This is a genomic window from Acrocarpospora sp. B8E8 (assembly GCF_039871605.1).
In the GTDB taxonomy this organism is placed as follows: domain Bacteria; phylum Actinomycetota; class Actinomycetes; order Streptosporangiales; family Streptosporangiaceae; genus Acrocarpospora; species Acrocarpospora macrocephala.
This window is the reverse complement of record NZ_JBDPLV010000094.1, coordinates 1-22397: the sequence shown is the minus strand read 5'-3', so window position 1 is coordinate 22397 and position 22397 is coordinate 1. Positions and strand designations below refer to the sequence as shown.

At 67.6% G+C, this 22397-nt stretch carries 20 protein-coding genes; 10 read left to right on the top strand and 10 right to left on the bottom strand.

The annotated features are described in order from the left end of the window. Window positions 1-36: 36 nt before the first annotated feature. From ABGB08_RS48480 to ABGB08_RS48465, 4 genes are all read left to right on the top strand, one after another. Entirely contained in the window at window positions 37-1080 is a 1044-nt protein-coding gene (locus tag ABGB08_RS48480) for a methyltransferase domain-containing protein (protein ID WP_347605349.1), read from the top strand. Between the two features lie 184 nt (window positions 1081-1264). Further along, window positions 1265-1906, top strand: coding sequence for a leucine efflux protein LeuE (gene leuE / locus ABGB08_RS48475; protein ID WP_347605346.1), 642 nt, complete (start codon window positions 1265-1267; stop codon window positions 1904-1906). Between the two features lie 304 nt (window positions 1907-2210). Next, the gene (locus ABGB08_RS48470) at window positions 2211-2948 is read left to right on the top strand and encodes a VC0807 family protein (protein WP_347605343.1); all 738 of its coding nucleotides are present in this window, start codon (window positions 2211-2213) and stop codon (window positions 2946-2948) included. A gap of 393 nt (window positions 2949-3341) precedes the next feature. Further along, window positions 3342-4082 carry an SDR family oxidoreductase gene (locus tag ABGB08_RS48465; protein WP_347605340.1) on the top strand — a complete coding sequence of 247 codons (741 nt, stop codon included), beginning with the start codon at window positions 3342-3344 and terminating at the stop codon, window positions 4080-4082. 4 nt (window positions 4083-4086) lie between these two features. Here the strand turns inward: ABGB08_RS48465 and ABGB08_RS48460 are convergent, their stop codons facing one another. Then, complete coding sequence (locus ABGB08_RS48460; RefSeq protein WP_347605337.1) at window positions 4087-5394, bottom strand: cellulose binding domain-containing protein; 1308 nt, start codon at window positions 5392-5394, stop codon at window positions 4087-4089. 305 nt (window positions 5395-5699) lie between these two features. Here ABGB08_RS48460 and ABGB08_RS48455 point away from each other — a divergent pair, with 305 nt between their 5' ends. From ABGB08_RS48455 to ABGB08_RS48440, 4 genes are read left to right on the top strand one after another with little or no spacing between them, the layout of a single operon-like run. Then, entirely contained in the window at window positions 5700-6503 is an 804-nt protein-coding gene (locus ABGB08_RS48455; protein ID WP_347605334.1) for a DMT family transporter, read from the top strand. Window positions 6504-6517: 14 nt separating this feature from the next. Further along, window positions 6518-7720 (top strand): glycosyltransferase, encoded by a 1203-nt coding sequence (locus ABGB08_RS48450; RefSeq protein WP_347605331.1) that lies wholly within the window; start codon window positions 6518-6520, stop codon window positions 7718-7720. After that, entirely contained in the window at window positions 7717-8361 is a 645-nt protein-coding gene (locus ABGB08_RS48445; RefSeq protein ID WP_347605328.1) for a DUF998 domain-containing protein, read from the top strand. The genes ABGB08_RS48450 and ABGB08_RS48445 overlap by 4 nt, the downstream gene beginning before the upstream one ends. Window positions 8362-8370: 9 nt before the next feature. Continuing rightward, window positions 8371-9252: an aryldialkylphosphatase gene (locus ABGB08_RS48440; RefSeq protein ID WP_347605325.1), complete on the top strand. Its 882-nt coding sequence runs from the start codon at window positions 8371-8373 to the stop codon at window positions 9250-9252. Here the strand turns inward: ABGB08_RS48440 and ABGB08_RS48435 are convergent. The 7 genes from ABGB08_RS48435 to ABGB08_RS48405 all read right to left on the bottom strand — a co-directional run bounded on the left by ABGB08_RS48435 (window position 9203) and on the right by ABGB08_RS48405 (window position 17152). Continuing rightward, window positions 9203-10105: an alpha/beta hydrolase gene (locus tag ABGB08_RS48435; RefSeq protein ID WP_347605322.1), complete on the bottom strand. Its 903-nt coding sequence runs from the start codon at window positions 10103-10105 to the stop codon at window positions 9203-9205. The genes ABGB08_RS48440 and ABGB08_RS48435 overlap by 50 nt on opposite strands. A 17-nt stretch (window positions 10106-10122) precedes the next feature. Then, window positions 10123-11520, bottom strand: coding sequence for an FAD-dependent oxidoreductase (locus ABGB08_RS48430; protein ID WP_347605319.1), 1398 nt, complete (start codon window positions 11518-11520; stop codon window positions 10123-10125). Window positions 11521-11643: 123 nt separating this feature from the next. Continuing rightward, window positions 11644-12432, bottom strand: a complete 789-nt coding sequence (locus ABGB08_RS48425) for an ABC transporter permease (protein ID WP_347605316.1) — start codon at window positions 12430-12432, stop codon at window positions 11644-11646. Beyond that, window positions 12429-13280, bottom strand: a complete 852-nt coding sequence (locus ABGB08_RS48420; RefSeq protein ID WP_155360333.1) for an ABC transporter permease — start codon at window positions 13278-13280, stop codon at window positions 12429-12431. Before ABGB08_RS48420 ends, ABGB08_RS48425 begins: the two co-directional genes overlap by 4 nt. Before the next feature lie 2 nt (window positions 13281-13282). Then, the gene (locus ABGB08_RS48415) at window positions 13283-14482 is read right to left on the bottom strand and encodes a spermidine/putrescine ABC transporter substrate-binding protein (RefSeq protein ID WP_347605312.1); all 1200 of its coding nucleotides are present in this window, start codon (window positions 14480-14482) and stop codon (window positions 13283-13285) included. A 118-nt stretch (window positions 14483-14600) separates the two neighbouring features. Beyond that, window positions 14601-15695 carry an ABC transporter ATP-binding protein gene (locus tag ABGB08_RS48410; RefSeq protein WP_347605309.1) on the bottom strand — a complete coding sequence of 365 codons (1095 nt, stop codon included), beginning with the start codon at window positions 15693-15695 and terminating at the stop codon, window positions 14601-14603. Window positions 15696-15724: 29 nt separating this feature from the next. Beyond that, the gene (locus ABGB08_RS48405) at window positions 15725-17152 is read right to left on the bottom strand and encodes a gamma-aminobutyraldehyde dehydrogenase (RefSeq protein ID WP_347605306.1); all 1428 of its coding nucleotides are present in this window, start codon (window positions 17150-17152) and stop codon (window positions 15725-15727) included. Between the two features lie 201 nt (window positions 17153-17353). Here ABGB08_RS48405 and ABGB08_RS48400 point away from each other — a divergent pair, with 201 nt between their 5' ends. Beyond that, window positions 17354-17839, top strand: coding sequence for an Lrp/AsnC family transcriptional regulator (locus ABGB08_RS48400; protein ID WP_155346876.1), 486 nt, complete (start codon window positions 17354-17356; stop codon window positions 17837-17839). Window positions 17840-17932: 93 nt separating this feature from the next. Continuing rightward, the gene (locus tag ABGB08_RS48395) at window positions 17933-20032 is read left to right on the top strand and encodes a hypothetical protein (RefSeq protein ID WP_347605303.1); all 2100 of its coding nucleotides are present in this window, start codon (window positions 17933-17935) and stop codon (window positions 20030-20032) included. A 1-nt stretch (window position 20033) separates the two neighbouring features. Here the strand turns inward: ABGB08_RS48395 and speB are convergent, their stop codons facing one another. Both speB and ABGB08_RS48385 read right to left on the bottom strand, forming a co-directional pair. Next, entirely contained in the window at window positions 20034-20993 is a 960-nt protein-coding gene (gene speB, locus ABGB08_RS48390; RefSeq protein WP_347605300.1) for an agmatinase, read from the bottom strand. A 16-nt stretch (window positions 20994-21009) separates the two neighbouring features. Next, window positions 21010-21567: a pentapeptide repeat-containing protein gene (locus tag ABGB08_RS48385; RefSeq protein ID WP_347605297.1), complete on the bottom strand. Its 558-nt coding sequence runs from the start codon at window positions 21565-21567 to the stop codon at window positions 21010-21012. Window positions 21568-22397 lie beyond the last annotated feature (830 nt).

The window sequence follows — 22397 nt, the reverse complement described above, 5'->3', positions numbered from 1 at the left end:
CTCGTCGTGCAAGTGGCGGCGGGCACAGTCAGCCTCATGACTGATTCTCGTGACCTTCTCGCCGAGCGGATGATCGGCGACGTGACCACCGCCGCCGAGGTGCTGACCGTGCATCTCGGCCTCGAACTCGGCCTGTACCGCGCGCTCGCCGCCACCGGCTCTGTCAGCGCCGCGGAGGGCCTGCCCGGCATCGCCCCCCGGTACGCCAAGGAGTGGCTGGAGCAGCAGGCCGCCGCCGGCTACCTGGACTACGAGGACGGCAGGTTCAGCCTGTCGCCCGCGCACGCCGAGGTGTTGCTGGACGCCGAGAGCCCCTACCACGTGGCGCCCGTCGCGAAGCTGTTCGCCGGGATGGCGAGCGTGCTGCCCGAGTTGCTGCGGGTGTTCCGGACCGGCGAGGGCATCCCGTACGAGGCGTATGGCCGGGACGTCCGCCATGGGATCGCCTCCGTCAACCGCCCGATGTACCTCAACGAGTACACCCAGACCTGGATCCCGTCCGTGCCCGACCTGCACCGGCGGCTGCAGGCCGAACCGGGCGCGCGGGTGCTGGACCTGGGCTGCGGTCTGGGCGCGAGCTCGATCACGCTGGCCCGGGCCTACCCCCGAGTCCAGGTGCACGGCGTGGACCTGGACAAGACCTCGGTCGAGGAGGCCCAGCTGGCCGCCGCGGCGGCGGGGGTGGCCGACCGGGTGACGTTCGAGCAGGGGGACGCGCGGGTGGCCGTCGGCGCGTTCGACCTGATCACCGTCTTCGAGGCCCTGCACGACATGGCCGACCCGGGCGAGGTGCTGCGGGCCGCGCGGAACCAGCTCACCAACGGCGGTTCGATCCTGATCGCCGACGAGAAGGTGGCGCACGAGTACGCGGCCCCGGCCGACCCGGTGGAGCGTTTCCACTACGCCTGCAGCGTGCTGCACTGCCTGCCGGCCACGATGGCCGAGTCCCCGGCGGAGGCCTCGGGCACCGCGCTGCGCGCCCCGACCGTGGCCCGCTGGGCGAAGGCCGCCGGGCTCAGCTACGAGGAACTCCCGATCGACTCCCCGTTCTGGCGCTTCTACCGCCTTGCCCGCCCGTGAACGTGAGACCGGCCACCAACCAGGAGGTGGCCGGTCTCATTGGCCCTATTCGACGGTGAAGCCGCTGAACAGCAGGGCGGCCAAGGCGAGGGCGAGCAGCCCATAGGAATTAGAGGTAAATGTCTCCTGAGTGATCTACCAGATCAGGCGATACCGTGTTATCTCCGGCAGCTCAGGGAGTGACATGTTCTTCGGGATCACCGACATCTGGACCTACGTCATCGGCGCGTTTCTGATCATCCTGCTGCCGGGGCCGAACTCGCTCTACGTGCTCTCCACGGCCGCGCAGCGCGGCGTGCGGGTGGGCTACCGGGCGGCAGCCGGGGTGTTCGTCGGCGACACCGTGCTGATGGTGGCGACGGCGGCGGGGGTGGCCTCGCTGCTGCGGAACGCGGTGCTGTTCGCGATCGTCAAGTACGCGGGCGCGGGCTACCTGGCCTGGATCGGGTTCACCATGCTCCGGTCGGCCTGGCGGTCCAGGCGCGGCACCGCGGAAGCACAGGAGGCCCCTGCGATGGCCGCGGGGCATCCATTCAGGAAAGCTTTGGTGATCAGCGTGCTGAATCCCAAGGCGATCTTGTTTTTCGTCTCGTTCTTCGTCCAGTTCGTCGATCGCAGTTATGGCGCGCCCGCGCTCTCGTTCCTGATTCTCGGCGTGATCATTCAAATCTTCAGCGTTCTCTACCTGTCCGCGCTGATCTTTAGTGGCACTTTCCTGGCCACCCAGTTCCAGCGCCGTCGTGCCTTGTCAGCGGGCCTCACGTCCGTGGTGGGCGCGCTTTTCGTGGGCTTCAGCGCGAAGCTGGCCACCGCCAGCCTGGGGTGAACCCGGAGGTAAGAACCCTGTTACCTCAGGCTTGTCCCCTAAGGGATAGGCGTGTGCTCCCCTAAGGGTCCGGTACCTTTACCGAGAAGCCGCAGAAGGCCCCGTCCATCAGGGCGGGGATGAATGTGGACACGGTGGCCGCCGGGCTGGCGGACACCCAAAACGACTGTGGAGAGTGGGTAAGACCAGGTGAGGCAATTCCGACCCTGGCACCGCCCGCAACCTACGACGCTCACGCGGCGTGGCAGAAGCAGTAAGGACCCCACGGCGACGTGGGGAATCCCGGGCGTTCACGCTCGGGAGGATGTCAATCACCAGCCATGGTCTGCCCAAAGGTTTTTTCAATACCTGCTCCGGGCAGGTGAAGAAACCTTTAGCGTCGGTTCGCCGTCGCTTGTTGAGGAGCTCCATGTCTCACCCTCCATTCGCCTTGCCTCGCGCCACCGCAATGATCAAACAAGCGGTGCCGAGGATTCTGGAGGGCGTCGTCGCACCGCTCGCCGTCTTCTACGCCGGACTCTATTTCCTCGGTTTCACCGTGGCGGTGATCTTGGCGGCGGGCTGGTGCTACGGCAGCGTGGGATGGCGGGTGATCCGGCGCTTGCCGGTGCCGGGCACGATGATCCTGGCCACGATCGCGATGACTTTCCGGACGCTGCTCGGCCTGTGGACCAACGACCACGTTGTCTACTTCATCCAGCCCGAGATCGGCACGATCTTCATCAGCATGATCTTCATCGCCTCGGTCCGGCTGCGCCGCCCGCTGGTGCAGCGGCTCACGCTCGACTACGTTCACCTGCCCTCGTTCGTGCTCAGGCACTCGCGCATGCGCCGGTTCTTCGCCCGGATCACCCTGCTCTGGGCGTTCGTGCTGCTGGCCAACTCGACGGTGAGCATCTGGCTGCTGGTGCACCAGTCGATCGCCGAATACCCGCTGACCCGCGCGCTGGTGGTCGCGCTGATCACCGGACTGGCCTTCGTGGGTTCAGTTTGGGCGTTTCGTAGGGTTTTGAGCCGTTTGCACGCTGAAAATCCGGCTTAAGGTCAAAGTCGCGCTCGGGGTACTTCATGTCAGTCTGAACACGTTTGTCTGCTTTGTCGGGCGGAAATCCTTTTGGCATGAATGCTAAGAAGAAGAACCCACGTCAGCCCGGCAGCGACCGGGACATTCGCCCTGGGGAGAACAACCCTCAGCCGCACCAGCGCCGGCCGGATGAGATGCCCGGCCAGCCGAACAGCAAGCCAGGCATCGGCAACCGTGACCACGGCCGCGAGCCCGGTTCGCGGGACACGATGCCACCACGCCGTCAGGGCAGCTGATCGTCCCTGGCCCGGCAGGGCGATCTCCTTGATCGCCCTGCCGGGCCTTTTCTGCTGTTCTGGGGCGTTGTGCTGACATGTCGTACGATCATTGGCGGCTCTGGAAAGGACCGTCATGACCGGAAACTCCCTCGGCACCGCGCTCGTCACCGGTGCTTCGCGTGGCCTTGGCGCCTTCATCGCCGACCGGCTCGCGGCGGACGGCTGGCACGTGGCGCTCAACTACGCGCACGACACCGCCGGGGCCACCGGGGTGGCCGAGCGCATCAAGGCGCGCGGGCACTCGGTCGCGCTGGCGCGGTTCGACGTGACCGACGAGGAGCAGGTGCGGGCGGCGCTGGCGGAGCTGGGGCCGATCGCGGTGGTGGTAAACAACGCCACCGGGCCGCAGCCGCTGATCCCGGTCGACCAGGTGACGTGGGACGACCATCTGAACCAGCTGCGGTTCTTCGTCAAGGCGCCGCTGCTGATCCTGCAGGCCGTGTTGCCGGACATGCGGGCGGCGGGGACCGGGCGGATCATCAACGTGGGCAGCGAGGTCGTCGACCTCGGTAATCGCGAAATGTCGGCATATGTGTCTGCGAAGGCCGCCATGCATGGGCTGACTCGTACGTGGGCCAGAGAGCTCGGCCCGTACGGGATCACGGTCAACACGGTCGAGCCCGGCTGGATTCCGGTGGAGCGGCACGCGGGGGCCACCGACGCGGAGTTCGCCGACTACCTCAAGGGAACCGCGCTCACGCACATGGGGGAGCCCGCGGACGTGGCCGACGTGGTCGCCTTCCTGGCGTCCTCGGACTCCCGGTACGTGACCGGCCAGCGCCTCGCCGTCAACGGCGGCAAGACGATGACCTGACCGGTCAGCCGCATCTGATGGCGGACGGTCCCGGCGTCGAGGGTCCGTTGCCCTGGAATCCGAAGGTGGCGGTCGCGCCCGCGGCCAGGTTGGGCGCCCAGGCGGGGCCCCTGATCGTCCAGGTGCTGCCGCTGGGGGTGATGACGGCGCTCCAGGCGCTGCCGAGCGTCACCCCGGGCGGAGCCGTCCAGGTGATCGACCAGTTGTTCCAGGCCGCGCCGGTGTTCCGCACGCTGACACTCGCGTTGAAGGCGCCGTTCCAGGAGTCGGTCACCTGATAGGTCACCGTGCACCGGCCCGACGGCGAGGGAGAGGGCGACGGACTGGGAGACGGCGAAGGCGAAGGAGACGGCGAGGGAGACGGGCTAGGCGAAGGCGAGGGAGAGGGCGAGGGGCCGTTCGTCGTGTATGTGGCTGCTGTATAAGGCTGGCCGCAGGGCGAGCAGGACGCCGGCAGGCCGAAGCTGTAGATCCGCCCATTGTTGATCAGGTTGTTGGCCGCGTCCCGCACCCGGATCTGGAATTGCGACCCGCCGCTCGTGGTCCCGCCGATCACATACGACTGCCCCATGTCGCTGTTCATCTGCGCGGTCTGCCAGGCCCCGTTCGCGAAGTACTCCACCCCGTGAATGCCATTGGCCAGATGCGACACCGCGATCGCGGGCCACCACACCTGTGCCCCCTGCATAAACCCGATCTTGATATCCCCGGTGTAATTGGGCGCGGGCACGAACTGCCACGTCAACCGCCGGTTGTTCCAATGATTGGGATACATGTCCCCCACCGGCGCGCCATTCTTCACGAACGCGTTCAGCGACGCCTTCGCCAGATCCAGATGGTACGGATCATCCCGGCACCACCCATTGGAATCCCCGCAACTATCGGCCACCAGCATGGTCAGCGTGGCCCCGTTGTACGCGTCCGCCACCCACGACCCGTTCCGGCAGAACGCCTGATTGGGCGCGCCGTCATTGACGCCCGTGCAGTAGTCGGCCACCGACACCTGCACCCACCGCCCGCAGTTGAGCCCGTTGTTCCACATCCCGGCCTTCGCCAGGTTGGCCCCGGTCAGCGGCCGCGGATAGAACGAGTAGTCCGCTGGCGTGTTGTACACGTTCAGCGCCACGAAATGCTGCGAGTCCAGCTGCCCCTGCGGCAGCCCGCACCCTCCGTACGGCGAGCCGAGCGCGTCGAACCAGGTCCCGTTCCCGGTGACCGGACTGGTCGGATCCGGCAAGGCGTACCCGGCCTGCGGCCACACCAGCACCGCGGCCAGCAGAACGATGAACAGCGTCCATCCACGACGGATCATGACAAGTCCCCTTGAAGTCGTGACAGCCGGTCGCATCGTTGACTCCGAGCCAGGAACCGGTCAAGAAAGCAACCCCACCCGCACCCCCGAGGTGCGGCGATCCGTGCACGTTTCATCCCCTAGGGGCACGTCAGGGATCCCCCACCGAAGTCAGGGGTGATCCCGGATGGTTCCGTACCGTCCGGTCGACCAGGCTGCAATTGCCAGGTGCGAGACACCGGAAATCTCACGTTTCCTACCTGGATGCCCGAGTGAGACGTTCCCGCCATCGGGCCATGTCTTCATGCGGATGAGAGGGGAAACGCATGACTGTGCTCGCGGCGGCGGTGGCGCTGATCGGCTCGCTGTTCTTCGCGCTCGGAGCGGCGTTACAGCAGTTCGAGGCCGCCTCGCGCGGGGAGTTCAGCCTGCGCGTGCTGCTGCGGCGACCCCGCTGGCTGCTCGGCGGGGCGTCCATCACGGTCGGCGCGGGGCTGCACATCTTCGCGCTGAGCCTCGGCCCGCTGACCGTGGTGCAGCCGATGGGGGTGGCCAGCCTGCTGTTCGCGCTGCCGATCGCGGCGGGACTGCACGGCAGGCGGCCGGCGAGGGCCGAGCTGGCCGCCGCGTGCGCGGTGAGCATCGGCCTGATCGCCCTGGTGCTGATGGTCCCGGCGGCCACCGAACCGCCCCATCTGACCGGCGCGGACGGGCTGGCGATGCTGACCGGCGCCACGCTCGCGGCGCTGCTCTGCTGGGGGGTGGCGCCCCGGGTGAGCCCGGCGCCCAGAACGGCCCTGCTGGCCATCGCGGCCGGGGTCATGTACGGCGCGACCGCCACCCTCATGCGCGTCCTGGTCGAAGGCACGAGCTGGGATGTCTGGCTGATCGCGGCCATCCCGTTACCCGCGCTCGCCGCCCTGATGCTGCTGCAGCGCGCGTACGCGATCGGGCATTTCGCGGTCGCCTTCGCCGCGCTCCAGGTCACCGACCCGCTCACCGCCGTCACCTTCGGCGCCCTTCTCCTCGGCGAACCCCTGCCCGCCAACGGCCTGGCCGCGACCGCGGCGGCCCTGGTGGCGGCGGCGGGAACCGTCGCGCTGGCCCGCACGACCCCCCTCACCCGCTGATCGGAGCCCCCCACATGACCGCCACCGCCCCCGAAGCCGCCCCCGTCGCCGTACGGCCCCAGCGCGTGCTGATCGCCACCGACACCTACCCGCCGGACGTGAACGGCGCCGCGTATTTCACCCACCGCCTGGCCACCGGCCTGGCCGCCCGGGGCGTGGACGTGCACGTGGTCTGCGCCTCCGACGACGGCAAGCCGAGGCTGGACCGCGAGGACGGCGTGGTGCTGCACCGGCTGCGCTCGGCCCGGCTGCTGGTGCACCCGACCATGCGGGTGACCGTGCCCGCCGGGCTCGGCCGGACGGTGGACCGGCTGATCGAGCGGATCGGCCCGGACGTCGTGCACACCCAGGGGCACTTCGTGGTCGGCCGGGCGGCGGTCGGGGCGGCTAGGCGAGGCGGCGTCCCGGTGGTGGCGACCAACCACTTCATGCCGGACAACCTCTTCCAGTTCGCGCACATCCCGTCCGGGCTCCGGGCTCGGGTGGGCGCGCTGGCCTGGCGGGACTTCAGCCGGGTGTTCGCCAAGGCCGACCATGTCACCACCCCGACCCCGATCGCGGCCGGGCTGCTGACCGGCAAGGGCTTCGGCCGCGAGGTGGAGCCGGTCTCGTGCGGCATCGACCTGCGCCGGTTCCGGCCGCAGCCGCGCGCGTGGGCCCGGCAGCGGTTCGGCGTGCCCGACCGGCCGACGATCCTGTTCGTCGGGCGGCTGGACGAGGAGAAGCGCCTGGAGGAGCTGGTCAGGGCCCTCCCCCAGGTCATGAACCACGTGGACGCGCAGATCGTGCTGGTCGGCAGCGGGAACCGGCGGGAGAGCCTGGAACGGCTGGCCGCCCGGATCGGGGTGGGGGAACGGGTCCGGTTCCTGGGCTTCGTGCCCGACGCCGACCTGCAGGAGGTCTACTCGGTGGCCGACGTGTTCGCCATGCCGGGCGTGGCCGAGCTGCAGAGCATCGCCACCCTGGAGGCGATGGCCACCGGGCTGCCGGTGGTGGCCGCCGACGCCATGGCGCTGCCCCACCTGATCGACGGCAACGGCTTCCTCTACCCGCCGGGCGAGGTGCGGGAGCTGGCCAAGCACCTGGTGACCATCCTGTCCGACGCCGAGCTCCGCGCCACGATGAGCCGGGCCAGCCTCACGCTGGCCGCGCGACACGATCATGAGCGGTCCCTGGCGCGGTTCGAGCAGATATATCTGGAGGTGTCGTCTCGATGAGAAAGCTCGCGGTGGCCGGGCCGAGCGTCGCGCTGGTCGTGATGGGCGCGCTGCACCTGTTCTACCCCGGCGTGGTCGACCCGCTGCAGGGCCTGCTCAGCGACTACGCGCTGGGCGACGCCACCGGCGCGCTGTTCCTGCTCGGCATGCTGGCGCTGGCGGCGGGCGCGTGCGCGGCGGCCTACCAGCTGGCCGAGGTGGACCCGGTCCGGAGCGCGGCGGCGCGGGTGCTGCTGGTCATGGCCTCCGCGGGCCTGGTGCTGTCGGCGATCTTCCCCACCGATCCGGCGCCGGTGGTGGAATCGTTGTCCGGCGAGATCCACCGCTGGTCCACCGCGCTGGTGTTCACCGCCATCCCCGGCGCGGGCTGGATCCTGGCCCGCCAGTCCAGGACGCCGCTGCCGGTGGTCCGGGCGCTGGCCCTGACGAGCGTGGCCGTGCTGGCGTTCTTCCTGCTCAGCCACCCCGGTTCACCCCTGGCCGAGCTGATCGGCGGACCCGAGTTCTACGGCCTGCTGGAACGGCTGCTGGTGGTGCTGGAGATCGTCCTGCTCATCATGATCGCCGGTGTCGGACATAAACCGCAGACAACTAGTAAAGAAATTCCAGCGCACGCCCCCTATGCGGAAAACATTCGTTAATGTCCACACATGTCCTTCAACGACGTGCGTATTCAGACGGTGACCGGCACCCTCCCGGCCTCCGTCTTCGACGGGCCGATCCTGCCGCACGAACATCTGCGTACGGACACCCGCTGGGGCATCGGCGTGGACTCCGACCCCCGGCGCTGGCTCGACGAGGAGGCGTACGTCACCGGCGAGCTCAAGCGCCTCGGCCGTGACCACGCGCTCAACCTGGTCGTCGAGCACAGTGCCCTGGGCTCGGCCAGGGACACCGCGGCGCTGGCCCGCCTGTCGGCCGGCAGCCGGGTGGCCGTGGTCGCGTCCACCGGGTTCGCGGCCGAGCCGTTCGCCGGTGACCTGATCCGCCGCAACGGGGTCGACGACCTCACCGGCGACCTGCTTCGCGAGATCGGCGTCGGCCTGGACGGCACCAGCGCCCGTCCTGGCCTGATCGTCACCTCGGCCTGGCAGGAGACCCCGTCCCCGGCCGAGGAGCGCGCCGCCGTCGCGGTGGCCCGCGCCTCGCTCCGGACCGACCTGCCGGTGGCCGCCGACTGCCTCGGCCTGCTGGAGGTGCTGCTGACCAGCGGCGTGCCCGCGGGCCGGGTGAGCGTGCGGGCGGCCGACCACCTGGTGCAGCGCAAGATCGCCGAGTCCGGCTCGTACGTGAGCGTCACCGGCGCCGAGGACGTGCTGGCCCTGCTCGAAGCCGGGCACGCCACCCGGGTCCTGCTGAGCAGCGGCGTGGCCCGCCAGGGCGACGTGGCGGGCTACGGCGGCGACGGCTACGCGCGGCTCTTCGACCGGGTGCTGCCCGCCCTGGTCAGGTCGGGCGTGGACGCGGCCACCATCCGGCTGATCACCCAGGAGAACCCGCTGCGCTGGCTGGCGCTGCCAGGTACGCGCTGAGGAACTCCGCCGTCGCCTCCACCGCCTGGGTCACGTAGGGCTCGGTGTCGTACAGGTCGATGTGCAGCCGCGCGTCCAGCCAGACCAGCTTCTTGGGCTCGTCCAGCCGGGCGTGCACGGCGTGCGCGCCCTCCGGCGAGCAGTAGGCGTCCACGACGCCGTGCACGAGCAGCCCCGGCTTGGGCGACAGGAAGTCGGCGCCCATCAGGTTGTCCATGGTGATCAGTTCAAGGACCGACGCCCGGGTCACCTCGTCGCGCCAGTGTTCGGCCGCGCCCCGCTCGGTGCCGTAGTAGGCGAAGGGCTCCTCCCCCGGCATCGCGCCGCCCTCGCCCACGGCAGGCAGGTACGCCACCGGCCCACCCTGATCCTGGCGTTCCAGCACCTCGCCGAAGCTCGCCAGCGCGCCCTGGTACCCGTCCGGGCCCATGCCCTCGCGCATCATGTAGGGCGAGTTGTACGCCCCCGCGATCCCCACGAACACCTTCACCCGGGGATCGAACGCCGCGAACCGCAACGCGTAACCGCCGCCCAGGCAGATGCCGACCGCGCCGATCCGGTCGGCGTCCACCTCGGGGCGGGTGCGCAGGTAGCCGACGGCCGCCCGCAGGTCCGCCAGCTTGCCCTGCGGGTCCTCGTGGCGGCGCGGCTGCCCGCCGGACTCGCCGAAGTTGCGGTGATCGAAGGCCAGGGTGACGTAGCCGCGTTCGGTCAGGCGTTCCGCGTACAGGCCGGTGACCTGCTCTTTCACGCCGGTGAACGGGCCGGTGAAGACGAGGGCGGGGTGCGGGCCCCGGCCGTCAGGGACCCGCAGCTCGCCGGCCAAGGGGATGCTGGTGAACTCAACTCTCATGCCCTGCAGTCTGCTCGCTAGGAGTCGAATCCGAGGCCGAAGCGGTCGAGGGTGCGCAGCCACAGGTTGCGGCGGCCGCCGTTGGCGTCGGCGCGGGCCAGTGACCAGCGGGTGAGCTGGATGACGCCGGAGCGAATGGGTTCCGGCGGGAACGGGACGGGCTTCTCCCGGACCATGCGCAGGCGGGTGCGTTCGGTGTCGAGGCCGTCCAGCAGGTCCAGCATGACGTTGGCGCCGAACCGGGTGGCGGCCACGCCGAGGCCGGTGTAGCCGACCGCGTAGGCCAGGCGGGAGCCGTACCCGGTGCCGTAGAAGGCGCTGAAGCGGCTGCAGGTGTCGATTAATCCACCCCATTTGTGGGAGAAGCGCACGTCCTCCAGTTGCGGGAACGTCTCGTAGAAGTGCTCGGCCAGGGTCAGGAAGGTGGCGTCCCGCTGGTCGTAGCCGATCTTGACGCGGCCGCCGTTGTAGTAGATCGCGTCGTAGCCGCCCCACAGGATGCTGTTGTCGTCGGTGAGCCGGTAGTAGTGGAACTGGTTGGCCGAGTCGCCCATGCCCTGCCGGTTCTTCCAGCCGATCGAGGCGAGTTGCTCCGCGGTGAGGGGTTCGGTCATCAGGGCGTAGTCGTACACGGGGGCCAGGTAGTGCCGCAGGCGGCGCAGCAGCGGCGAGAACGCGCCGGTGCCGAGCGCGACCCGGTTGGCCCGGACCGTCCCGTAAGGGGCGGTCAGCCGGAGGGCGGCGCCGTCCTTGACGATGTGCTTGATCGGGGAGTGCTCGTAGATCCGTACCCCGAGCCGGAGGCAGGCCAGGCGCAGCCCCCAGGCCAGCCGGGCCGGGTCGATCATGGCGCAGTCGCCGCGCTCCCACACCCCCGCGATGTAGGTCGGCGAGTTCACCTCGGCCCTGACCTGGTCGCGGTCCAGATACTCGATGTCCGCGCCGAGTTCGCGCCCGATCGTGTGCACCTCGCTCATCTCGTCCAGCTGCCACTCCTCGGTGGCCACGTTCAGCTCGCCGGTGCGCTCGAAGGAGCAGTCGATGCCGTAGCGGGCGATGGTCTCCTCGATGGCGTTGAAGTTCTCCACCCCGAGCCGGTGCAGGTCCGCGATCTCGTACGGCCAGCGTTCGAGCCCGTTGGCGAGCCCGTGCGTCAGGCTGGCGTGGCAGAACCCGCCGTTGCGCCCGGTGGCCGCCCAGCCCACCCGCTGCCCTTCCAGCAGCACCACGTCCCGCCCGGGATCACGCTCCTTGGCCAGCAGGGCCGTCCACAGTCCGGAGAAGCCGCCGCCCACGATGGCGAGATCGGCCTGGGTATGGCCGAAGATCCGCGGCAGCGGCTCCGGCTCGAAAGGATCCTCGTCCAGCCAGTACGGCTTGCGCTCCGCGTCCGCGAGCGCCTTCAGCGGATCCACAAATTCCACTTCCCTTACATGAATCGTGATTTATACGGGTTCCCCCCGGTTTGTTCCGGTCTCACCTCTCTCGTGCGGTAGCCGAAAGCCCCCTCCCCGGCGGGGAAGGGGGCTTCTGATGATTTATCTGGCGGCCCGGCGTCTGGAGGACACCGAGTTGGCGATGGCGACCAGCGCGCCCAGCGCGAAGATGAGCGTGCCCATCACGTTGACCTGCGCGGGAATGCCCACCTTGACCGACCCGATGATCCACAGCGGGAAGGTCTGAGTGGATCCGTTCACGAAGCTGGTCACCACGTAGTCGTCGATCGACAGCGCGAACGCCAGCATCGCCCCCGCCGCCACGCCGGGCATGATCGACGGCAGCGTGACCAGCCGGAACGTCTCCCACGTCCCGGCCCCGAGATCGCGCGCCGCCTCCTCGAGGGAGGGATCGAGCACGACCACCCTGGCCCGCACGGTCACCACCACGAACGCCAGCGAGAACAGCGTGTGCGCGATGATGATCGTGATGTGCCCGCGCGGCGCGTTCGCCGACACGAACAGCGACAACAGCGAGGCGCCCATCACCAGTTCCGGCGTGGAGATGGCCGCGAAGATCAGGAAGTTGGTCAGGCCCTTGCCGCGGAACCGGTAGCGGCCCACGGCCAGGCCCAGCAGCGTGCCCAGCGTCGTCGCCAGGATCGTGCTGACCACGGCGATGGCGATCGAGTTGATCAGCGCCTCGGTCAGCCCGTCGATCGCGAACAGCTGCTGGTACCACTTGAGCGTGAACCCCTGCCAGGACGTGTTCGACTTGGACTTCTTGTCGTTGAAGCCGAACACGATCATCACCGCGATGGGTGACGAGAGCCAGAGGATGATCAGCCAGGTGTACCCGTGCAGGACGCGGTCGCCGAATCTCGTTCTCATCGGGCCGCCGCCTCCAGGACGTTGTCGGTGCCGAGCGTCCGCGCGTAGATGAAGATGCCGATCAGCAGCACCGCCATCAGCGTGAACGAGAGCGCCGAGGCCGTCGGATAGTTGCTGTTCACCAGGTACTCGGTCTGGATGATGTTGCCGATCATCGTGTTGCCGGTCCCGCCCAGCACGGCCGCGTTGACCGGGTCGGCGGTGGCGGGGACGAACGTCATCAGCACACCCGCGAACACGCCCGGCAGCGACAGCGGCAGCACCACCCGGCGGAACGCGTCGAACCGGGAGGCGTACAGGTCGTAGGCGGCCTCGATCACCCTCGGATCCACCCGCTCCAGCGCCACGTAGATCGGCAGGATCATGAACGGCAGGAAGTTGTAGACCAGGCCGCCGATCACCGCGACCGTCGTCGCCAGCACGTGGAAGTCGGTCGGCAGGACCCCCCAGCCCTTCAGCGTGCCGAACAGGATGCCGTCGTCGGCCAGCAGGAAGCCCCACGAGATGGTCCGCAGCACGAACGACACGAAGAACGGCAGCAGCAGCAGGAACAGGTACATCGACTTGCGGCTGCCGCCCTTGAAGGCGATCCAGTAGGCCACCGGATAGCCCAGCAGCAGCATCAGCAGCGTGGCCACGCCGCCGTACACCAGCGAGCGCACCAGCTGGGTGCTGTACTTCGCGATCGCGTCGGAGTAGTTGGACACGCTCAGCGTCTGGGCGAAACCCTCGATCAGGTTCCCGGTGGTGAGCGAGACCGAGGCCATCGCCGCGATCGGCACCACCAGGAAGATGCCCAGCCAGAGCCAGCCCGGCAGCGCCAGCCAGTACGGCGCCCTGCGTCCCATGCTCAGCCCTGCGTGATCGACTGGAAGATGCCGTTGAAGACCGTCTCCTCGGCGGCGGTCAGCGTCTTGTAGCTGCGCAGCTTGGCGTAGTCGGCGTCGGTCGGGAAGATCAGCGGGCTCTCGGCCAGCGCCTTGGCGTCGTTGTCGTCCTTGGCCGCGAGGATAGCCTGCACGCCGGGGACCGGGGTGACGTACTGGATGTATTCGGTGAGCTCGGCCGCGATCTCCGGCTTGTACATGAAGTCCATCAGCATCAGCGCGTCCACCGGGTTGGCGGCGCCCTTCGGGATCGCCATGTTGTCCACCCAGATCGTGCCGCCCTCGACGGGCACCACGAACTTGACCGGCTCCCCGGCCAGCTGGCGCTGGAAGACGTCGCCGGACCAGGCCTGGGACAGCCAGATGTCGCCCTTGGCCACCGCGTCGATGTAGGACTGGTCGTAGTACTTGCGGACCACGCCGCTGTCGCGCTGCTCGGCGAGCTTGGCGCCGGCCTTCTCCCAGTCGGCCTGGGTGGACTTGTCGGGGTCCACGCCGACCGCGAACATCGCGAAGTTGGCGATCTCCTGGGCGTCGGCCATCATGCCGACCTTGCCCTCGTACTTCTTGTCGAACAGCGACTGGATGCTGGTGATGTCTTCCTTGACGTACTTGGTGTTGTACGCGATGCCGGTGACACCCGCCTGCCAGGGGATGGTGAACTGGTTGTTCGGGTCGAACGAGGGGTTCTTGTACTTGGCGCCCGCGTTGGCGGCGAAGTTGGGCAGCTGCTTGTGGTCCAGCGCGACCAGGTAGCCCAGCGTGATCATCTTGGCCAGCTGCAGGCCGTTGGTCATCACGATGATGTCGTAGCCGAGCGGCTGCCCGGCCCGCAGCTGCGGCTCGGACTTGCCGAAGAAGTCGGCGTTCTCCTGGATGACTTCCTTGTATTCGTAGGAGATCCCCGTGGCCTGCTGGAACTTCTTCAGCGGGCCCTGGTCCTCGGGCATGTACTCGGGCCAGTTGGCGAAGACGACCTGGCCGTTCTTCTTCTGCGTGGACCAGAAGTCGGCCACTTCGCTCGCCTTGGGCGGCGCGGCCTTCTGGCCCTGTACGCCACAGGCGGCCAGCGCCAGCCCGGCGGCGGAGAATCCGGCCACGCGCATGGCGTCACGGCGGGAGTATCGCGACTGCGTCAGACCACGCAGGAGGGGGTTGTTCATCTCGGGCTCCGGGAGGGGTGTGAGCGTCGTGCTATTAATTAGAAAGTCGTGATCTGGGCAGCCGCAGCGGTGAATCGCGTGGTCGGCGGGCACGCGGCTGTCTGGGACGGGTTTCTGATTAATGAAGCGCGTAGGAGTGCTGCGGCTGCCAGGACAGCCAGACCGTGTCGCCGCGTTCGGCGGTGACGCTGCTGTCGTTGGCGTTCTGCTGGAAAACCATGATCTCCGCACCGTCGGCCAGGCCGACCGCGTAACTGTTGTAAGTGCCCAGGTATACGACCTCGTTCACGGTGCCCCGTACCACGCTGAGCTCACCTTCCGGCTGCTCAGTAGAGATCGTGATCTTCTCCGGCCGAACGGTCAGATCGACCGTTTCCCCTGCGGCCGACGGCCCCGCGACCAGGATGCGGTCCTCGGCGCCGAGCCGTACCACGGCGGCGGAGCCGTTGATCGAATCCACGGTGCCGCTGAGCAGGTTCGAGGTGCCGATGAATCCGGCCACGAACTTGGTCGCCGGGCGTTCGTAGATCTCCCGCGGACCGGCCAGCTGCTCCACTAACCCGTCGTTCATGACGGCGATCCGGTCGCTCATGGTGAGCGCCTCGTTCTGGTCGTGGGTCACGTAGACGAACGTGATGCCGACCTCGCGCTGGATGCGCTTGAGCTCGATCTGCATGAGCTGGCGGAGTTTCAGGTCCAGCGCGCCAAGCGGCTCGTCCAGCAGCAGCGCGCGCGGCCGGTTGACCAGCGCCCGGGCCAGCGCGACCCGCTGTTGCTGGCCGCCAGACATCTCCCGGGGGCGGCGCTTCTCCCGCCCGGTCAGGTCGACGATCTCCAGGATCTCGCCCACCCGCTGCTTGATCTCCGCCTCGGCGACCTTGCGCCGCCGCAGGCCGAACGCGACGTTCTCCCAGACGTTCATGTGCGGGAACAGCGCGTACGACTGGAACACCATGTTGATGTCCCGCTTGTTCGGGGGAACGTCGGTGACGTCCTGCCCGAGGAGTTTGACGACGCCCTTCGTGGGCTCCTCGAAGCCCGCGATCATGCGCATCGTGGTGGTCTTGCCACACCCGGACGGCCCGAGGAGGGAGAAGAACTCTCCCTCCCCGATGGCCAGGCTGACACCCTTCACGGCCTGTACGGTCTCGCCATGCGAGAGGTATTCCTTGACGACACCGTCAAGCTCGATGGCGGGTATTGCCTCGGTCATATCACCTCTCGCTTTTCACCTATCGCGGTTCATTCGCCGATGTAATGCATCACGTGCTTCACCCGGGTGTAGTCGTGCAAGCCGAAGACCGACAGGTCCTTGCCGTAGCCCGAGTGCTTGAAGCCGCCGTGCGGCATCTCGGAGACGAACGGGATGTGGGTGTTGACCCACACCACGCCGAAGTCCAGCCGCTTGGACATGCGCATCGCCCGGCCGTGGTCGGAGGTCCAGACCGAGCCGGACAGGCCGTAGCGCACGCCGTTGGCCTTGGCCAGGGCGTCGGCCTCGTCGGTGAAGGTCTGGATGGTGATGACCGGGCCGAAGACCTCGTTCTGCACCATCTCGTCGTCCTGCTGGAGCCCGTCCACCACGGTGGGGGCGAAGAAGTAGCCCTTGTCGCCGACCTGCCGGCCGCCGGTCAGCACGCTGGCGTGGTCCGGCACCCGGCTCAGGAACCCGGCCACCCGCTCCAGCTGGGTAGGGTTGTTGAGCGGGCCGTAGAACGCGTCCTCGCCGGTCCCGGTGACGGTGCCGGCGGCCGCCTCGGTGAGCGCGGCGGCGAACTCGTCGTGGATGCTCTCGTGCACCAGCACCCGGCAGGCCGCGGTGCAGTCCTGCCCCGCGTTGTACAGGCCCGCGCCCGCGATCGCCTCAGCGGCGGCCTTGATGTCCTTGATGTCCTCGAACACCACGACGGGGGCCTTGCCGCCCAGCTCCAGGTGTACGCGCTTGAGGTCGTCGGCCGCGGTCTTGGCCACCGACATCCCGGCCCCGACGGAACCGGTGATGGCCACCATCGACGCCAGCGGATGCCCGACCACCAGCGCGCCCGTCTCCCGGTCGCCGGTGACCACGTTGAAGACGCCCGCGGGCAGGATGTCACCGATGATCTCGGCCAGCTTGACGGTGGAGACCGGCGTGGTGTCGGACGGCTTGAGCACGACCGTGTTCCCGGCCGCCAGCGCCGGGGCGATCTTCCACACCGCCATCATCATCGGGTAGTTCCATGGCGTGACCTGCCCGATCACGCCGATCGGCTCGTGCCGGATCACGCTGGTGTGCTCGGCCAGGAACTCGCCCGCCGTCGGCCCCTCCAGCGTGCGCGCCGCACCCGCGAAGAACCGGAAATGATCCGCCGCCACCGGCGTCTCGTCCTCGGCCATCCGGGCGGCCGGCTTGCCGGTGTTCCGGCACTCCGCCTCGTTGATCTCGTCGGCCCGGGCGTCGATCGCGTCGGCTATCTTCAGAAGCAGGTTGGCACGCTCTCCCGGCGTGGTCTGACCCCACGTGTCGAAGGCCGAGGCCGCGGCGGCGAAGGCGGCGTCCACATCCTCCTGGCCCGAGACGGGCGCCTGAGCGTAGACCTCACCGGTGCTGGGATCGATCACATCGGAGAACCGTCCGCTCCGGGCGTCGACGAACTTCCCGTCAATGAAGTTCTGCAGTCGGGTGGTCACCGTTGACCTCCTATGAGGTGGCTGGGTTGTCGCGACTCTGACAGACATATCAGACAGCGACAAGGGATTTCGTGGCGAAGATATCAAACTGCTACGGAATCGCTTGACATGAGCGGCGGAACTGACAACATGTCGCTCCAAGACCGCAACATGTCAGAAACACGAGTCGGGTACGGCTTTCGCGAAGGGGACGTCACGGGGATGACCACACCTCCAAAGGTACGTACGACCAGGAATGGACCGGTCATCCTGGACGATATCTCCAAACAGATCGTCGAACAGCTGCAGACCGACGGGCGCAAGCCGTACGCGGCGATCGGCAAGGCGGTCGGGCTGTCCGAGGCGGCCGTGCGGCAGCGGGTGCAGCGGCTGCTCGACTCGGGCGTCATGCAGATCGTCGCCGTGACCGACCCGCTGACGCTGGGCTTTCCGCGCCAGGCGATGATCGGCATCAAGTGCGAGGGCGACCTGGAAGCGGTCGCCGACGAGCTGTCCTCCATCGAGGAGGTCGACTACGTGGTGCTCACCGCGGGCTCGGTGGACATCATGGTCGAGGTGGTCTGCGAGGGCGATCGCCACCTTCTGGAGATTCTTGGCAAAATTCGCGCGATCCCCGCGGTTCGGGCCACAGAGACGTTCGTCTACCTCAAGCTCCACAAGCAGACTTACTCGTGGGGGACTCGCTGATCTTTGCTGAGGGGCGAAATGTCACCGTTGTAGTAGGTACGCGATGTGCGCCAGGTGACGATCATGGGGTGACCACGAGACTGGGGGCACGTCATGTCGACGCCGGAGGAGAATCCGAAGAGCAGGCGGCTGGGGCAGGATAGGCCGGTCTTCCCACCTCCGCGGGAAACGAGCCCCCCGCGTGCCAAGAGACCCAGGCCGCAGCCCGCCGAACGCATCGACCTGACCAGGGATTCGCCACCACGATCCCCGACCCTCTCGCTGACCAAGACCAAGAAGCGCCCCAGTCCCATAACAATCACACCGTCGCCGCAACTCGTTGAATCGTCCGAGGACTCCAACTACGACCTCTTCGACCTCCCCCAGGAGCCGACGCCCTCCAGCCCCCGCTTGCTGCCCACCATTGGGCTCGACGTCGAAATGCCCGTCGAGACTGAGATCGAGATCGTCATCCAGCATGACGCCGACATGCCCACTGAGCCTGCCGTCGAGATCGCCATCCCGCCTGACGCCGAATTCACCATCGAACCCGGCGATCCGCTCGCGGACCTCGACGAAGCGCTCCGGCAGCGCATGCCATTCCGGAATCTCTTCGACCTCGCGGACTTCACCGCCAAGGAACCGGAGATGACCAAGCGGCTGCTGACCGCGCTCCGGCCCCCCACCCACGACTCCCCGCAGCTGGCGCGAGACTGGCTCGCCGCAGTACGCGAAGTCGTCCCGGATCAGCCCTTCGCGCTGGCGCCGTACGCCAACCGCCAGGGGGAACTGTGGCGCGTCATCGGCAGAGCGCTGGATCTGAAGGAACCCGACGCCGCCGGAATGCTGGCCGAACTCTACTGGACGAAGCCACCCATCCCGCCGGTGGATTCTGCGCCGATACGCAAGGCGCTCGGGACACTCGACCGGCGAACAGCCTTCGACACGAAGCTCGTGGCTCTCCAGAACGCGGCACTGTTGCCCAACGAGACCGGCATGCAGAGGGCCGACATGAGTGGCATCGGCTACGACCAGTCGGTGACGCGTCCGGAGGCCGACAGATGGCTGAAAACCCACATGACGAACCGGCAGAAGGACGTGCAGGCCGCGCATCCCGTGCACGATGTCTGGCTGAAGGAAATGGGCGAGGATCCGAATCTCCGCCACACCCGCGCGCTCGATCGGCTGTCCGACGTGCTGCAGACGTTGGAGGGGAATCGGGTGTGCGTCGCGCTGCTGCACAAGGATCGCGAGATCGGCGTCTTCGCCAACTTCCCGGACGGCTACCTGGGTCAGGACCTGGAAATGCTGCTCCGCGCGTCACGCGCGTTGAACGACCAGAACGCCGAGAAGCAGGTGCAGGACATTCTGGCCCTCATGAGGAAACGCCGCCCAGGAAGGGAGGAGCTAATCACCACGCGGGCGAAGCAACGCTTCGAGGTCCGCTTGCGCAAGTCCATCGTGTTCCTGAGGGCACTGGAAGAACAGCACGGCCGCATCCGCGCCGTCCCCTATGCCGCCAAAGGGAAAGGGGAAATCCACGCGGAAATGCGGGCCGTGTCCGTCGCCCGGGCCCGCCCCGGGGTCTACGACCTGGGCGTCGGAAAGCTCTGCTGCCTCAAGTGCTGGCTGGTTCTGACCGACGTCCTGCCCAATGTCTTCAAGCGCAAGGTGCCCACCCACCGGGTGGCCTATGCGTGGCCCCCACCGGATTTCCTCACCGAGCCCGATCTGCTGCGGCTCGCGTACAACGAGCCGTCAGCCCCGCCCGTGGTGCAGAAAGCGCTCCGCGACTTCAAGGCGACGGGAGTCCTGGTCAACGTCTACTCCGGAGCGAAGAGCGGGCCCGGCGAGAAGACGACCGAGTACGCGTCGAGCGAGGAGGACCCAGGAAACGAGCCGTGGCCGACCACCGGAGAGAACACCGAAGCATTCGAGACCTACCTCGACGACGAGATCCTCCGGACGGACGAACGACCGGCGAGCGACCTGAGGCACCTGCGCCTGACCACACAAGCCGAACCCAAGCTCCCGAAACCGACGGCACCGCTGAAGAAGGTCAAGCGCGTGCTGACCCCGACCCAAACCTCTGTCCCCGACGACAGCGGAAGCTCAGAAGATCCGGATAACCTCCCGGCCGAACGCGGTGACAGATCCCCCGATCGCAAACGGCCCAAGCGAACCCCCCAGGTGAAATCGAGCCCTCGCGGCTGACCTACTCCTGGGGGAGTCGCTGACCTTCGGCGGCCATCAGGGTGATCAGGTCGTAGGTGAGGTGGGCGGCGGCGATGCCGGTGATCTCGGCATGGTCGTAGGCGGGCGCGACCTCGACGACATCGGCGCCGATCAGGTGGGTGGCGGCCAGGCCGCGCAGGATTTCGAGGAGTTCCCGGCTGGTCAGGCCGCCCGCTTCGGGGGTGCCGGTGCCGGGGGCGTGCGCCGGGTCCAGGACGTCGATGTCGACGCTGATGTAGAGCGGACGCGTGCCGACGCGCTGGCGGAGCACATCCACGATCTCATCCACGCCACGCCGCATGACGTCCGCGCTGGTGATCACGCCGAACCCGAGGCGGCGATCCTCGGGGAGATCGTTTCTGGAGTAGAGAGACCCTCGGGTCCCGATGTGCGTGAGCGCCTCCGTGTCGAGCAGCCCCTCCTCGACAGCGCGCCGAAACGGCGTGCCGTGGGTGTAAGCAGCCCCGAAGTAGGTGTCCCAGGTGTCCAGGTGGGCGTCAAAGTGAAGCAACGCGACCGGCCCGTGTTCACCGGCGACCGCCCGGAGCAGGGGAAGCGCGATCGTATGATCGCCACCAATCGTGACCAGTCGCGTGCCGCCGACCATGAGGCCGACGGCGGCATCCTGGATGGTCTCAACGGCTTCGTCGATATTGAAGGGGTTACAGGCGATGTCCCCGGCGTCGGCCACCTGGGCGACCGCGAACGGGGCGACATCCAGGCCCGGATGATAGGGACGCAGCAGCCGGCTGGCCTCACGAACGGCGTTAGGACCGAACCGCGCACCGGGACGATAAGAGACACCGCTGTCGAACGGCACACCGACGATGGCGATATCGGCCTGCGAAACCTGATCCAGCCGGGGCAGACGGGCAAACGTGGCAGGCCCCGCGTAGCGCGGGATGCGCAGGGAGTCGACAGGGCCTTGAGGGTCGGTCACCTGGTGACTTTTCCCGTCATTTCGGTTGTGACACGTCCGGCCAGTGAGCGGGCCGGTGGAACGACGGCGAGAACTTGGTCGTCGCGTCACCATTGGCAGCGTCAAGCTGCGACTGGATGAGGAAGACAGCTCCGGTCAGATCGGTCCCGGCGATGTTCGCACCACGAAGATCAGCCCCGATGACGTCAGCTCCACACAGGTCCGCACCACGAAGATCGGCTCCGATCAGGTACGCACCACGCAAGCTCACCCCGCGCAGATCCGCGCCCTTCAGATCAGCACCCATGAGGTCAGCACCCCGGAAATCGGATTTCCTTCGCCGATCCTTCTTCCGCTGAAACTCCGCGCGGGCAAGCTCACTCGCGCGCAGCAACAGAGCGTTGACCTCCTGCCGAACCGCCCCAAAATCCAACCGAACCAAAACCTCAGGACTCTCCAACGTCAGCCGTTCCGTCGCGCCGAAGGCCCGTTCGAGCTCACCATAGATCGGCCGCGCCGCGTCCAACGTCAACGCCTCGGCCAGATACCAGAGCAACTCATGAAGCTGCCGCATGACCGCGAACACATCAAACATCTCGCCCGCGACCCCCGGCGCCCGCCGCCAGTCCCGACCACCGTAAGTGACCTGCGCAACCTTCTGCCCAGCACCAAAACAGTCAAAGACCGTGCACCCCGAAAACCCACGCTCCCGAAGCTCCGAGTGAATGCCACACCGGAAATCACCCTTCAGATTGACACACGGCCGCCCAGCAGGCTTGTCCACCGCAAAGTCAGCCGATTTAGCAAACGCCGGCGCAACACAACACAGCCCAAAACACCGCCCACAATCCGCACGCAAACCCTGCTGCCACTCCCCCGACACAGCACCCACCCCCCCTCAACCAACACCAGGCACCTTAGAACACCAAACGACACGAGCAGGTCGCCAGGCCACCCGCCGTTATCCGGCGCCGTTCACGCAGGTGACGGTTCTCGCCGCACCGGCGCCAAGGGCGGCAGCGGCATCCTGACCGCACAATAACGATCTCAGGCCCTCTCCGGCCTGCTCGACGGGCTGAAGGGCCGCCCTCAAGCGCGACAGCAGCTTCGGGTCAGCGGGCGACCCCGCCCCACCCAAGCTACTCTCCGCGCACTCACGGTTAAGGCCCGCGTCGCCGAACGACCGGAGCACGCCGGCCAGGCCGCTCGGCCCGCCTGTCAGATAACCCATAGATCCTCAGCCCACGGACCTCGGCGAACCCTTGGTGAGCACACAAGTTAATTGTCTGCAGGCTCTTAGCCTGGATCCACCGAGCCGAATCTGATGCGAATGTTGTGAAATGGGGAGAGGTGCCCTGCGAGCTGGGATGATGGGAGTTCTTCAGGCTTCCAGCAACCAGATCGATCGGACACCTCTCAAGTGCG